A 12,904-nucleotide genomic window follows, 5' to 3' on the forward strand; every position below is an offset into this window, starting at 1 on the left:
GGCGTCACGGCCTACCGTCACGGCCTACCGGCGCGGCTCATCGGCGCGGCCCGCAGGCCGGGCCAAGGGGCCCGGGGCGGCAAGCGGCGCGCCCCGCCGGGGAAAGGGGACCGGCGGGGCAGCGGCGCCACTGCGCGGAACAAGGTCAGGCGGCGCGTACCGGGGTGGGGGCCGGGCGGGCCAGGCGGGCCGGCGCCAGGGGCTCGAAGATGCCCATCAGTACCGGGTCCACCGCCCGCACCGCCGCCGGTGCCGGCACCGCCGGCACCGGGGTGCGCAACAGCGCGAGGTACAGCTCCTGGGTCTCGGCCGCCGGGTCGATGCCCAGCTCCTCGGCCAGCACCTGACGCAGCTGCTGGTAACAGCGCAGCGCCTCCGCCCGGTTGCCGGAGGCCGCCAGCGCCTCCATCCGGCAGCGGTAGGCACTCTCCCGGAACGGGGCGCGGCGCACCGCCTCGTCCGCCCAGCGCAGCGCGTGGTGCTCCTCGCCGAGCGCCGAGGCCGCCAGGCTCGCCGTCTCCAGCGCGCTGATGCGCAACTCCTCCACGTGCTCGCGCACCCCCTGCGCCCACTCGCCCTCGTGGTCGGGCAGGAACGCCCCGCGCAGGTTCGCCAGCGCACCCGCGGCCAGCTGCTGGGCCACCGCGTGGCCGCCCGCGGCCAGCGCCTCGCCGGCCTCGCCGACCGCCGATGCCGCGGCCTCCAGGTCCACCGCCGCGTCCGCGGGCAGACGCAGCACGTACCGCCCGCCCTGGGCGATCAGCGGGGTCGCGCCGGGACCCTGGCCGGGGGCCGTGACGAAGGCCCGCACCCGGCTCACCACACTGCGCAGCGCCGAGGCCCAGGTGTCGGGCAGACCGTCGGGCCAGATGGTGTCGGCCAGCTGGTCGCGGCTGGTGCCACTGGAACGCTCCAGCACCAGGCGGGCGAACGCCACCTGGGCCTGGGCGCTGGACAGGTGCTGCGGAGCGCCGTCCTCGTGCTCGACGGCCACCAGACCGGTGAGGCGGATCAGCATGCGCGCGCCCCCGATCTACCGGACGCACCGTCTTCCCTGAAGCCTTTCAACACGAGCTCCAACCCCCTCGAGTCAAAGCAGAAGTGACGGCCCGGACCGGGCCGTCGGCATGGGACATGCGGATCGGAACGATAAACCGCCGACCAGCCGTTCGGTTTCGGCGGATTTCGACCATACATTCGCCGCATCGCGCGGTGTCAACACCGGTAACGGAAACATACCCACCGGCCGGTCGATACGTCGTAGGCGCAAGGTTTCCGCACGTCAGAGCGTTCCCGCAGGCCAGGGAAGCACCTATTGCGGACGCCTTGCGCAGCCTGCCGTAGAAATGTAGCCATCCTTGAGCACCCCGCGTGAACGCTTCGAGAAAACACCCTCGAAACCACCCGGAACCGCCCCCGGACGCCCCGCCGGACACCCCGGGCGAACACCGAACCGAAAACCGGCCGAAAACCGACCGGACGCCAACCGGAGAACAACCGGCCAAAGAACAACCGGCCCCCGGCGCCGCCCCGGGGGCCGGAACCGACAGCCCGCGAAAGCCGCGAAAACCGTGAAGACCGTGAAGACCGTGACGCCGTGAAGGAGAAACGCCCGTGAACGCCACCGGAGCATGGGACCGCCTGGAGCCGAAGCTGGCCGCAACGAACGCCCGCGTGGCCGCACTGGAGCCCGACCCCTCCCGGCGCAACAGCTTCGTCGCCTACACGATGGAACGCGACAGCGCCTACTGCGACCTCGACGGCGAGCGCCTGCTCATGATGTCCGGCTACAGCTACCTGGGCCTGGCCGGCGACGAACGCGTGGTGGCCGCCGCCAAGGCCGCCGTCGACGTCTACGGCACCGGCAACCACGGCGTACGGGCCCTGGCCGGCACCATCCCCCTGCACGAGGAACTGGAAGCGGAGGTCGCCCGCTTCGCCCGCCGCGAACGCGCCCTGGTCTTCGGCTCCGGCTACGCCGCCAACGTCGGCACCGTCGGCGCCCTGGTCGGCCAGGGCGACACCGTCCTGATCGACAAGTACGACCACGCCTCCATCGTCGACGGCTGCCGCCTGTCCGGCGCCACCGTCACCCGCTTCCGCCACAACGACGTCGACCACCTGGAACGCCGCCTCAAGGCCGCCTCCACCACCGGAGTACGCCTGGTCATCGTCGACAGCGTCTACTCCATGGACGGCGACATCGCCCCGCTGCCCGCACTGCGCGAGGTCTGCGACCGCTACGACGCCCTGCTCATGGTCGACGAAGCCCACGCCCTGGGCGTCATCGGCGAAACCGGCGGCGGCATCGAGGAACACTTCAACCACACCGTGCGCGTCGACATCAAACTCGGCACCCTCTCCAAGGCCATCCCCTCCATGGGCGGCTGGGTCGCCGGCAGCCACGACCTCATCGGCCACCTGCGCTACGCCGCCCGCCCGTTCCTCTTCTCCGCCGCCCTGGGCCCCGCCCAGACCGGCGCCGCCCTGGAGTCCCTGCGGATCCTGCGCCGCGAACCCGAACGCGTCACCCACACCCAGACCCAGGCCCAGCGGCTGCGCCGGCGCCTCAACGACGCCGGCATCTCCACCATGGACTCCACCACCGCCGTGCTGCCCGTCATCGCCGGCTCCGACGACGCCGCCTACGACTACGCCACCGCCTGCCGCAAGGCCGGCGTCATCGGCCTGCCCGTCGTCACCCCCGCCGTGCCCAACGACCTCGCCCGGCTGCGCATCGCGGTCACCGCCCGCCACACCGCCGCCGACATCGACTTCGCTGCGGACGCGTTCCTGACCGCCGCCGCCCAGACCGGCCTGATCTGACCCGCCCCGCCTTCCACCGCCAGGCCCGCGCGCAGCGCAGAGGAGACGAAGCCATGGCCCCCCACCACCGGCCGCCCATCGCCGTCACCGGCCTCGGCGTGGTCAGCCCCGCCGGCCACACCGTCGAGGAGTTCTGGCGCACCGTCGCCTCCGGGCGCTCCACCGCCACCGCCCTGACCGACCCCGCCCTGGCCCGCCACCGGGTCCGCCTGGGCTGCAAGGTCACCGCCCTGCCCGACAACGAACTCGTCCCCGCCAAGGACGCCCGCCGCCTCGACCCGTTCGCCCACTACGGCACCCTCGCCGCGCTGGCCGCCCACGCCGACGCCGGCCACCCCCAGCCGCAGGCCGGACGCAGCGCCATCGTGGTCGGCACCGCGGTGGGCGGACGCACCACCAGCGACCGCGAGTCCGCGCTGTACACCGAGCACGGGCCGCTGCGGGTCTCCCCGCTGATGCCGCTGGTCACCATGCCCAACGCGGCCGCCGCCCAGATCGCGATGCGCCTGGCGTGGAGCGGGCCGGCGCTGACCATCGCCACCACCTGCGCCTCCGGCGCGGACGCGATCGGCCACGCGGCGCTGCTGCTGGAAAGCGGACGGGCGGACGTGGTGATCGCCGGCGGCTGCGAGGCCACCCTCACCCCCGTCACCCTGGCCGCGTTCGGCAACCTCGGCGCGCACTCCCTGCGCAACGACGAACCCGAGCGCGCCTCACGCCCCTTCGACGCCGACCGCGACGGCTTCGTGATGGGCGAGGGCGCCGGCTTCGTCGTCCTGGAACGCCTCGCCGACGCCCGCGCCCGCGGCCGCACCCCCTACGCACTGCTCGCCGGGTACGGCGCCGGCGCGGACGCCTACCACCTGTCCAACCCGCGCCCCGACGGCGCCGGCGCCGCCGGCGCGATGCGTGCCGCCCTCGCCGACGCGGGCCTCGCCCCCGGCGACATCGCCCACGTCAACGCCCACGGCACCTCCACCGTGACCAACGACCGGGCCGAAGCCGCCGCCCTGCGCGCCGTGTTCGGCCCCCACGGCGTGCCGGTCACCTCCACCAAGGGCGCCATCGGCCACCTGATCGGCGCCGCCGGCGCCGTCGAGCTGATCGCCGCCATCCAGGCCATGAACACCCGCACCGTCCCTCCCACCGCCAACCACGAGAAGACCGAAGAGGGCCTGGACCTCGACGTCGTGCACACCGCACCGCGCCCGATCCGCCCGGGAGCGGCCCTGTCCAACTCGTTCGGCTTCGGTGGCCACAACACGACCCTGGTGGTGACCCCGCTATGACCGCACCCACGACCGCACCCGCCCCCACCGCCGCACCCGCCGCGCCGGGGCCCCTGTCGCGCACCCGCCTGCACGTCAGCGCCCAGGACCTGGCGGCCTACCGGGCCGCCGCCCGTGCCGACCTGCCCGCCGCCCGCCCGGGGGCGGCGAGCCCCGCACACCCCTTCGTCGCCGCCCACGCCCTCGCCCAGCACACCGTCACCACCCTCACCGCCGGCGACAGCGCCTTCACCGGCGTCATCCACCTCGCCCAGGAGATCCACACCCACACCCCCCTCACCCCCGGCGGCATCGACGTCACCGTCGAGGTCACCGCCGTACGCCGCGAGGCCCGAGGCACCCGCCTGGCCCTGACCACCCGCCTCACCGACGCGGCCACCGGCGCCCCGCTCGCCGACCTCGCCACCGCCGCCCTCCTGCTGGGCGCCACCCGCACCGAACCCCACGGCACCCTGCCACCCGCCGCCCACCCGGGCACCACCCCCGACGGCGACACCCACACCTCCACCCACGTGCTGACCGCCGCCGACACCACCGCCTACGCCCACGCCTCCGGCGACCTCAACCCCATCCACCTCGACGAGGACGCCGCGAAAGCGGCCGGCTTCCCCGGCACCATCACCCACGGCATGCACCTCGTCGCCCTGGCCGCCGAACAGATCACCGACCGCCACGCCGGCGGCGACCCCGCCCGCCTCACCGCCCTCGGCGCCCGCTTCGCCGCCCCCACCCGCCCCGGCACCGAACTGCGCCTGACCCTCCAGCCCCACGACCGGGGCACGGTGGTGCGCTTCACCATCGCCACCGACACGGGCACCGCCGTCAAGGCCGGCTGGGCACGCATCGCACCGGCGGGGGAGTGAACCCCATGACCACCACCCCCCGGGCCCGCACGACGCCGCATGCGCCGCCGCCGCTGCCGCTGCCCGACGCGTTCACCCACCACGCCCGCACCCGGCCCACCGCCCCGGCCCTGCTGTGGCACGAACACACCGTCAGCTACGCCGAACTTGCCGAGGCCGCCGAAGCCGAACGCGCCCGCCTGGCCGCCCTCGACCTGGCACCGGGGGAGCCGGTGGGCCTGATCGCCGTCAAGTCACCCGGCGCGATCGCCCTGGTCCTGGCCTGCCTGATGGAACGCCGCCCCTTCCTGCTGCCCTCCCCGCAGCTCGCCCCCGCCCTGCTGGCCGCACTCTTCGCCCAGGCTGGCGCCCGCCACCTGCTCACCCCCCTGGGCCGGCCCGCCCCGGCCCTGCCCGCCCTGCCCCACCCCGCCCCGCCGCCCACCCTGGCCGCCGGCACCTCCTTCATGCTCACCACCTCCGGCTCCACCGACCTGCCCAAGATCGTCCCCCTCGCGCAGAGCGCCGTGGACCGCTTCACCGCCTGGGCCCACGACACCTTCGACCTCGGCCCCGGCCGCACCGTCGCCAACTACGCGCCCCTCAACTTCGACCTCGCCCTCCTGGACGTGTGGGCCACCCTCGCCGCCGGCGGCACCTGCCTGCTCATCGACCCCGCCCACGCCCTCAACGCCCGCCACCTGCTCACCCAGCTCACCCGCCACCGCCCCCACGTGCTGCAGGCCGTCCCCCTCGCCTACGCCCTGCTCGTCCAGGCCACCGCAGGCACCACCACCGTCCTCGATAGCATCGAACACGCCGCGTTCACCGGCGACGCCATCGACGCCCGCACCCTCGCCGCCCTGCCCGCCCTGCTGCCCGGTGCCCACCTGTACAACATCTACGGCTGCACCGAGACCAACGACAGCTTCCTGCACCGCCTGGACCGCCTGGACGCCGCAGCCGCCCTGCCCGTGCCCATCGGCACCCCGCTGCCCGGCGTGCGCACCCTCATCACCACCGACGACGGCACACCCCTCCAAGGCGCGGGCAGCGGCGAACTCCACGTCTCCACCCCCTTCCAGGCCGCCGGCTACCTCGACCGCTCCCGCGACACCGGACGCTTCACCACCCGGCCCGAAGGCGCCGGCGAAGGCCGCCGCTGGTTTCGCACCGGCGACCTCGTCACCCGCGACGACACCGGCCGCATCCACCTCACCGGCCGCGCCGACTTCCAGGTCAAGGTCCGCGGCGTCGCGGTCAACACCGCCGAGATCGAACGCGTCCTGCTCACCCACCCCGACGTGCAAGAGGCCGCCGTCGCCGCCGAAAGCGACCCGCTGACCGGCAAACGCCTGCACGCCGCCGTCCAGCGCACCCCCGGCTCCACCCTCAACACCCTCGTCCTGCGCGAGCACCTGGCCCGCAACCTGCCGCGCGCCGCCGTCCCCGAGAAGCTCGCCATCCACGACACCCCCCTGCCCAAGACCGCCACCGGCAAGGTCGACCGCAAAGCCGTCCTGCCCACCCCCACGCCCTGACACCCACATCCACACCCACACCCACAACCGCCCACCCCAGCAAGGGAGTCACCCGCCATGAGCAACATCACCCAGATCAAGCGGTTCCTCATCGAGGAGTTCCTGCCCGACATCACCCCCGACCAGCTCGCCGACGACCACGACCTGCTCTCCGACGGCGTCATCGACAGCCTCGGCGTCCTCAAACTCATCGCCTGGGTCGAGGACCACTTCACCCTGCCCGTCGACGACACCGACCTCGACCCCAACAACTTCCGCTCGGTCACCGCCATCGACGCCTTCATCACCGAACGCCGCGCCACCGCCGGCGCCACCGTGGGCGGCTGACCACGATGCACCCGGCCCTCACCGCGCTCCTCGCCGCCCGCCCCGTCGACCTGGAGGCCTGGCGCTCGTGGTGGGACCAGCTCGAACACCGCACCCTGGGCCCGGCCGACAGCGACCGGGCCCAGGCAGCGGCCCTGCTGGCCGCCCTCACCACCCGCCTGCCCGACCCCGCCACCCTCACCGCCCTGCTCACCTCCCTCACCGAACGCACCCCCCACCCCGGCCCCACCCACCCCGGCAGCGTCAACATCGTCGGCACCGGCGGCGGCCCGGCCACCTTCAACCTCTCCACCGCCACCGCCCTCACCGCCGCCGCCATGGGCATACCCGTCGTCAAGACCGGCTCACGCGCCTACACCAGCACCGCCGGCTCCGTCGACCTCCTCGAACGCCTCGGCATCACCCTCACCCCCAGCCACACCGCCACCGCCGACCACCTCGCCCACCACGGCATCGCCTTCGCCGGCCCCCACGTCTACCCACCGGCCCTCACCCGCCTGGCCCGCACCCTCTACCCCCTCACCCTCAAACCCTTCGGCGCGTTCCTCAACACCCTCGGCCCCCTGATCGCCACCGTCCCCGTCACCGCCCAGCTCACCGGCGTCGCCACCCCCACCGCCCTCGACGCCCTGCGCGCCCTGACCCCGCAGGTGAGCACCCGCACCATCTGGCTGGCCCACAACAGCGCCGGCGCCGACGAACTCCTGCCCTTCGCCGACAACACCCTGCACACCCCCACCGCCACCATCCACCTGCCCGCCGGCTCCCTCGCCCCCCACACCGGCACCCTCACCGACCTCGCCCCCCACCCCGACGACCTCACCGGCCACTTCCTGCGCACCCTGTCCGCACAGGCCGGCGACACCGCCACCCACACCATCGCCCTCAACGCCGCCGCCCTCGCCCTCGCCTGCGGCCGCCACACCCACTGGAACACCGCCTACACCGCCGCCCTGGACGCCCTCACCGACGGCGCCCCCCGCGCCCTGGCCGAACGCCTCGCCACCAAAACGGCCAAAGCCACCCACGTCACCCGCGCGGCCCACCCCCAGGAGGCCACCCGTGCCTGAACCCCTCTTCCCCCCCGGCCGCCTGGGCCTGGCCCTGTTCCTCAACGCCGGCGACCCGGCCGACCGCCTCACCGACCTCGCCCTGATGCTCGACGACCAACACGTCGACGTCCTCGAACTGGCCGTCCCCTTCCCCAACTCACCCACCGACGGCCCCGTCATCCGCCGCTCCGCCGACCGCGCCCTCGACGCCGGCACCACCCTGGACACCGTCCTGGACGCCCTCGCCGACCTCACCCCCCGCCTGCACCACCTCAAGGTCGTCCTGCTCGCCGACTGGAGCCACAGCCTGCGCCACCGCGACCCCACCCACACCGCCCACCGCGTCGCCGCCGCCGGAGCCCGCGCCCTGCTCGTCCACGCCCTGCCCCCACGCCTACGCCCCACCTGGCAAGCCGCCCTGCACGACACCGGCCTGCCCCAGGTCACCACCTGCTACCCCGCCTCCACCCCCCAGACCCTCCACACCGCCGCCCGCGACGCGGCAGGCGCCTACGTCTACCTCGTCGCCCACTACGGCCGCTCCGGCACCACCCCCGCCACCGGCCACCACACCCTCACCACCACCGTCACCGCGCTGCGCACCGCCGCCCCCGCGACACCCGTCGCCGTCGGCTTCGGCGTCAAGACCGCCGCCGACCTGAAGGCCGTCGCCGCCTGCGGCGCCGACGCGGCGATCGTCGGCTCCGCCGCCGTCGCCCGCGTGGAACACGCACGGACCGAAGGCCTCGACCCCGTCACGGAGCTCAAGGCCTTCCTCACCGACCTCCGCCCCGCCCACCCGCACGGGCCCGGCGGACCCGGCACCACCCCCACCACCTGCCGCACCACGACCCGAGAGGAACAACCCGCATGCTGATCCGCGACCTGGCCGACGTGAAGACCGTCGAGTGGGGCAACGGCCTGTCCCGCCGCTTCCTGGTGGCAAGCGACGGCCTCGGCTACAGCCTCACCGACACCGTCGTCAACGCCGGCACCAAGTCCCGCCTGGAGTACCGCAACCACCTGGAGGCCTGCTACTGCATCGCCGGCTCCGGCGAGGTCATCGACATGAACGGCACCTCCCACCCCATCACCCCCGGACGCCTCTACGCCCTCGACGAGCACGACGCCCACTACCTCGTCGCCGGCCCCGACGAGGACCTGCGCCTGGTGTGCGTCTTCTCCCCGGCCCTGCGCGGCGACGAAGTCCACCAGCTCGACGCCCACTCCTCCTCCGCCTACTAGGCACCCCGCGCCCCCACCGGGGCCCGCCGCCCCCACCCCCGGGGGCCCGGGCCCCCGCGGCGGGCCCTTGGATACCGACGTGAGCCGGCGCCCCCGAGCGCCGGCCTGCCACCCCGGGCCCCACAACGACAGCCCGGGAGGAAGGCGGCACATCCGTGATCCGCTGGAACGCCGACCAGACGGCCCTGCGCGAGGGCCTGGCCCGCTTCGGCGACGACCTGAGCGCCGGCCACATCGAAGGCGACGAACAGGCCGCCTTCTCCCACGACAAGTGGCGCATGATCCAGAAGACCGGCATCCTCTCCCTGCCCTTCGACGAACGCTACGGCGGCCTGGGCCAGTCCCTGCTCACCACCATGTACGTCCTCGAAGGCCTCGGCCACACCTGCCGCGACGGCGGCCTCAACTTCTCCGTCACCACCTCCATGGCCTCCACCGGCGTCCCCCTCCAGGCCTTCGGCTCACCCGCCCTCAAAGACGCCTACCTGCCCCGCATCGCCTCCGGCGACGCCATCGGCGCCCACGCCATCACCGAGTCCGAGTCCGGCTCCGACGCCATGCAGATGCGCACCCGCGCCGTCCGCGACGGCGACCACTTCATCCTCAACGGCGCCAAGACCTTCGTCTCCAACGGCCCCGTCGCCGACGTCATCGTCGTCTACGCCCGCACCCACCCCCAAGGCGGCGCCCTGGGCGTCACCGCCTTCCTCCTCGACGCCGACACCCCCGGCCTCACCACCGGAAACCCCATCAAGAAGATGGGCCTGCGCACCTCCCCCCTCTCCGAGCTCTACCTCGACGACGTGCGCGTACCCGCCGACCGCGTCCTGGGCCGCGTCGGCGGCGGCTTCCTCGTCCTCGACCACGTCATGAAACGCGAAATCCTCTACACCTTCATCGTCAACACCGGCGAGATGCAGCACCGCCTCGCCCGCTGCCTCGACTACGCCAAGACCCGCATGTCCTTCGGCAAACCCATCGGCTCCTACCAGTCGGTCGCCAACAAGATCGTCGACACCAAGATCCGCCTCGAAACCGCCCGCAAGTGGCTCTACGACACCGCCCAACGCCTGGAAGCCGGCGACAACGTCACCGTCGACATGGCCATCGCCAAACTCCTCACCAGCGAATCCAACCTCGCCACCTCGCTGGCCGCCGTCCAGGTCTTCGGCGGCAACGGCTACATGTCCGAATACGGACTGGAGAAGGACGTCCGCAACGCCGTCGCCGGCACCATCTACTCCGGCAGCAACGAGATTCAGTACAACCGCATCGCCGCCATGCTGGGACTGGGCAAATGACCGCCCCCACCGCCCTGCTGGCCCCCCAACGCCCGGGCCACCTCAAAGTCTGCGGCGCCCGCACCCGCGCCGACCTCACCCTCCTCGCCGACACCGGCCCCACCCTGGTCGGCCTGTGGCACGGCATCCCCGACGGCCCCGCCGACCTCGAAGCCGACCGCCTCGCCGACCTCGCCGCCACCGCCATCCGCCTGGGCCTCGAACCCGTCCTCGTCACCTTCCTCGACGACGCCCCCACCCTCGCCGCCCTCGCCCGCGCCACCGGCATCCGCTGGATCCAGCTCCACGCCTACCAGAGCCCCACCCTCGTCACCGAACTGCGCGAACACCTGCCCTACGCCGTCCTCGTCAAAGTCCTCCACCTCTCCCGCGGACGCTGCCTCGAACGCGCCTTCACCGGCGCCTTCGAACGCGCCGGCTGCGACCTGTTCCTCCTCGACACCGTCACCGACGACGGCCGCGTCGGCTCCACCGGCCAACCCCTGGACCCCGCCCACGTCCACGCCCTGCTCCCCCGACTCACCATCCCCTTCCTCCTCGCCGGCGGCCTCAACACCACCAACCGCGACACCTACCGCACCATCACCGACCACCCCCTCTACGCCGGCGCCGACATCGACTCCGCCGCCCGCGACCGCACCGGCCGCTTCACCCACGAAGCCGTCACCGCCCTCACCCGCGCCTGGCACCCGCGCCTGCAGGAGACGCACCCATGAGCCCCAGCTTCATCGACGCGCTGCTCACCGCCACCCGCCCCCTGGTCATGGAAGTCAAACTCCGCGACCCCCACGGCACCGACCTCCTCGGCAAACGCACCGTCACCGACCTCGTCACCCGCTACGAACAGGCCGGCGCCCCCTGCCTGTCCGTGGTCACCGGCCGCTGGTTCGGCGGCACCCCCCGACTGCTGCAAGAGGTCACCGCCGCCACCACCCTGCCCGTCCTCCAGAAGGACTTCCTCACCCGCCCCGCCCAACTCGAAGCCGCCCGCGCCCTCGGCGCCTCCGCGGTCCTGCTCACCGCCGCCCTGCTGCCCGCCACCTCCCTGCACCGCCTGGTCACCTGCGCCCTCGACCTCGGCCTGACCCCCTTCGTCGAGATCACCGACGAACGCGAACTCCAGGCACTGCCCCGCATCACCGACTGCGTCGTCGCCGTCAACAACAAGGACATCCGCACCCGCGAACGCGACCACGGCGACCTCGGCCGCAGCCTGCGCCTGCTGCCCGCCCTACGCCAGGCCGGCTGCCGCGCCCCCGTCTCCGCCTCCGCCATCACCCACCCCCACGACGCCGCCCGCCTCCTCGACGCCGGCTACGCCGCCCTGCTCATCGGCACCTCCCTGATGCGCAACCCCGACCTCGACACCTGGCTCGCCGACCTCGACACCGCCCGCACCGGAGTAGCCGCGTGAACCACGACCTGCGCACCCGCTCCCTGGTCCTCGACGCCGACGGCATCCCCCTGTCCGCACTGGTCGCCGAACCCGACAACCGCACCCCCAAAGCCGTCCTCCTCGCCATCCACGGCCGCGGCATGCGCGCCGCCTACTTCGCCGGCCCCGCCCACCCCGACACCAGCCTGCTCACCCTCGCCGCCGACCTCGGCTACACCGTCCTCGCCATCGACCGCCCCGGCCACGGCGCCTCCGCCCACCGCCTGCCCCACGGCCAGCTCATCGCCGACCAGGCCGCCACCCTCCACGCCGCCCTCACCGACTACGCCCGCGCCCACCACACCGGCGCCGGCGTCCAACTCCTCGCCCACTCCTTCGGCGGCAAGATCGCCCTCCAACTCGCCGCCCACTGGCCCGCCGACCCCCACCTGCCCCTGCTCGGCTGCGACATCTCCGGCCTCGCCCAGCACTACGCCCCCGGCGCGTGGGACCGCCCCGACGACCTCGCCGGCGGCGGCCGCCTCAACTGGGGCCCCCTGAACCTCTACCCACCCGGCACCTTCCACGCCGCCCGCACCCTGCTCACCCCCGTCCCCGCCCTCGAATCCCGCGAACTGGCCACCTGGCCCGCCCGCTACACCGCCCTCGCCGCCCGCGTCCGCGTCCCCGTGCGCCTGACCCTCGCCGACCACGAACACTGGTGGCGCCTGGACGCGGCCTCCCGCACCGCCCTGACCACCGCCTTCCCCACCGGCCTCGCCCACCTGGCCACCGCCCGCCGAGCCGGCCACAACCTCTCCCTGGGCCACGCCGCCCGCCCCTACCACCTGCGCGCCCTCGCCTTCACCGACGACTGCCTCACCCGCCCCACCCCCGCGCCCGCGCCCACCGCCCCCGCGCCGGCCCCCGTCCTCGCCCCCGCCTGAGTGCACCGACCGGGCCAGGACCCCAACAAGCCACCTGACGCAGGGTGGTAGGAAGGCCCCGCCGTCCCCCCGGGCAAGGGACGGCGGGGCCCGGCCGCAGCAAGCCGCCTACCGCAAACCCGTGACGGGTACGGGTGCGTACCCGTATCCTGTGGGGGA

At 73.9% G+C, this 12,904-nt stretch carries 13 protein-coding genes; 12 read left to right on the forward strand and 1 reads right to left on the reverse strand.

Annotation, left to right across the window (positions count from 1 at the left end):
* Positions 1 to 145: 145 nt before the first annotated feature.
* Complete coding sequence (locus ACIRRH_RS21345; RefSeq protein WP_403069558.1) at positions 146 to 1,018, reverse strand: BTAD domain-containing putative transcriptional regulator; 873 nt, start codon at positions 1,016 to 1,018, stop codon at positions 146 to 148.
* Positions 1,019 to 1,614: 596 nt separating this feature from the next.
* Here ACIRRH_RS21345 and ACIRRH_RS21350 point away from each other — a divergent pair.
* From ACIRRH_RS21350 to ACIRRH_RS21405, 12 genes are all read left to right on the forward strand, one after another.
* Positions 1,615 to 2,826 (forward strand): aminotransferase class I/II-fold pyridoxal phosphate-dependent enzyme, encoded by a 1,212-nt coding sequence (locus tag ACIRRH_RS21350; protein WP_224280968.1) that lies wholly within the window; start codon positions 1,615 to 1,617, stop codon positions 2,824 to 2,826.
* A gap of 53 nt (positions 2,827 to 2,879) precedes the next feature.
* The gene (locus ACIRRH_RS21355; protein ID WP_403069561.1) at positions 2,880 to 4,115 is read left to right on the forward strand and encodes a beta-ketoacyl-[acyl-carrier-protein] synthase family protein; all 1,236 of its coding nucleotides are present in this window, start codon (positions 2,880 to 2,882) and stop codon (positions 4,113 to 4,115) included.
* Positions 4,112 to 4,978, forward strand: a complete 867-nt coding sequence (locus ACIRRH_RS21360; RefSeq protein WP_403069564.1) for a MaoC family dehydratase — start codon at positions 4,112 to 4,114, stop codon at positions 4,976 to 4,978. Before ACIRRH_RS21355 ends, ACIRRH_RS21360 begins: the two co-directional genes overlap by 4 nt.
* 5 nt (positions 4,979 to 4,983) lie before the next feature.
* Positions 4,984 to 6,498 (forward strand): AMP-binding protein, encoded by a 1,515-nt coding sequence (locus ACIRRH_RS21365; protein WP_403069567.1) that lies wholly within the window; start codon positions 4,984 to 4,986, stop codon positions 6,496 to 6,498.
* Between the two features lie 57 nt (positions 6,499 to 6,555).
* Positions 6,556 to 6,825, forward strand: coding sequence for an acyl carrier protein (locus tag ACIRRH_RS21370; protein ID WP_403069570.1), 270 nt, complete (start codon positions 6,556 to 6,558; stop codon positions 6,823 to 6,825).
* A 5-nt stretch (positions 6,826 to 6,830) separates the two neighbouring features.
* Positions 6,831 to 7,895 (forward strand): hypothetical protein, encoded by a 1,065-nt coding sequence (locus ACIRRH_RS21375; protein WP_403069573.1) that lies wholly within the window; start codon positions 6,831 to 6,833, stop codon positions 7,893 to 7,895.
* Positions 7,888 to 8,754, forward strand: coding sequence for a tryptophan synthase subunit alpha (trpA, locus tag ACIRRH_RS21380; protein WP_403069575.1), 867 nt, complete (start codon positions 7,888 to 7,890; stop codon positions 8,752 to 8,754). The genes ACIRRH_RS21375 and trpA overlap by 8 nt, the downstream gene beginning before the upstream one ends.
* The gene (locus tag ACIRRH_RS21385) at positions 8,748 to 9,122 is read left to right on the forward strand and encodes an ectoine synthase (RefSeq protein ID WP_403069578.1); all 375 of its coding nucleotides are present in this window, start codon (positions 8,748 to 8,750) and stop codon (positions 9,120 to 9,122) included. Before trpA ends, ACIRRH_RS21385 begins: the two co-directional genes overlap by 7 nt.
* A 155-nt stretch (positions 9,123 to 9,277) precedes the next feature.
* Positions 9,278 to 10,423: an acyl-CoA dehydrogenase family protein gene (locus ACIRRH_RS21390; protein WP_224280975.1), complete on the forward strand. Its 1,146-nt coding sequence runs from the start codon at positions 9,278 to 9,280 to the stop codon at positions 10,421 to 10,423.
* Complete coding sequence (locus ACIRRH_RS21395; protein WP_403069581.1) at positions 10,420 to 11,139, forward strand: N-(5'-phosphoribosyl)anthranilate isomerase; 720 nt, start codon at positions 10,420 to 10,422, stop codon at positions 11,137 to 11,139. Before ACIRRH_RS21390 ends, ACIRRH_RS21395 begins: the two co-directional genes overlap by 4 nt.
* Positions 11,136 to 11,837 carry an indole-3-glycerol-phosphate synthase gene (locus tag ACIRRH_RS21400; protein WP_403069584.1) on the forward strand — a complete coding sequence of 234 codons (702 nt, stop codon included), beginning with the start codon at positions 11,136 to 11,138 and terminating at the stop codon, positions 11,835 to 11,837. Before ACIRRH_RS21395 ends, ACIRRH_RS21400 begins: the two co-directional genes overlap by 4 nt.
* Positions 11,834 to 12,745, forward strand: coding sequence for an alpha/beta hydrolase (locus tag ACIRRH_RS21405; RefSeq protein WP_403069587.1), 912 nt, complete (start codon positions 11,834 to 11,836; stop codon positions 12,743 to 12,745). Before ACIRRH_RS21400 ends, ACIRRH_RS21405 begins: the two co-directional genes overlap by 4 nt.
* The last annotated feature ends 159 nt before the right edge of the window (positions 12,746 to 12,904 follow it).

The sequence above is a fragment of the Kitasatospora sp. NPDC101235 genome, assembly GCF_044767505.1.
Taxonomy (GTDB): Bacteria; Actinomycetota; Actinomycetes; order Streptomycetales; family Streptomycetaceae; genus Kitasatospora.

Excerpts from the sequence above, each read along its gene's own strand:
- ACIRRH_RS21400 (WP_403069584.1), top strand. The coding sequence starts at position 11,136 with ATGAGCCCCAGCTTCATCGACGCGCTGCTCACCGCCACCCGCCCCCTG.
- ACIRRH_RS21360 (WP_403069564.1), top strand. The coding sequence starts at position 4,112 with ATGACCGCACCCACGACCGCACCCGCCCCCACCGCCGCACCCGCCGCG.
- ACIRRH_RS21355 (WP_403069561.1), top strand. The coding sequence starts at position 2,880 with ATGGCCCCCCACCACCGGCCGCCCATCGCCGTCACCGGCCTCGGCGTG.
- ACIRRH_RS21395 (WP_403069581.1), top strand. The coding sequence starts at position 10,420 with ATGACCGCCCCCACCGCCCTGCTGGCCCCCCAACGCCCGGGCCACCTC.
- ACIRRH_RS21370 (WP_403069570.1), top strand. The coding sequence starts at position 6,556 with ATGAGCAACATCACCCAGATCAAGCGGTTCCTCATCGAGGAGTTCCTG.
- ACIRRH_RS21385 (WP_403069578.1), top strand. The coding sequence starts at position 8,748 with ATGCTGATCCGCGACCTGGCCGACGTGAAGACCGTCGAGTGGGGCAAC.
- ACIRRH_RS21365 (WP_403069567.1), top strand. The coding sequence starts at position 4,984 with ATGACCACCACCCCCCGGGCCCGCACGACGCCGCATGCGCCGCCGCCG.
- ACIRRH_RS21375 (WP_403069573.1), top strand. The coding sequence starts at position 6,831 with ATGCACCCGGCCCTCACCGCGCTCCTCGCCGCCCGCCCCGTCGACCTG.
- ACIRRH_RS21345 (WP_403069558.1), bottom strand. The coding sequence starts at position 1,018 with ATGCTGATCCGCCTCACCGGTCTGGTGGCCGTCGAGCACGAGGACGGC.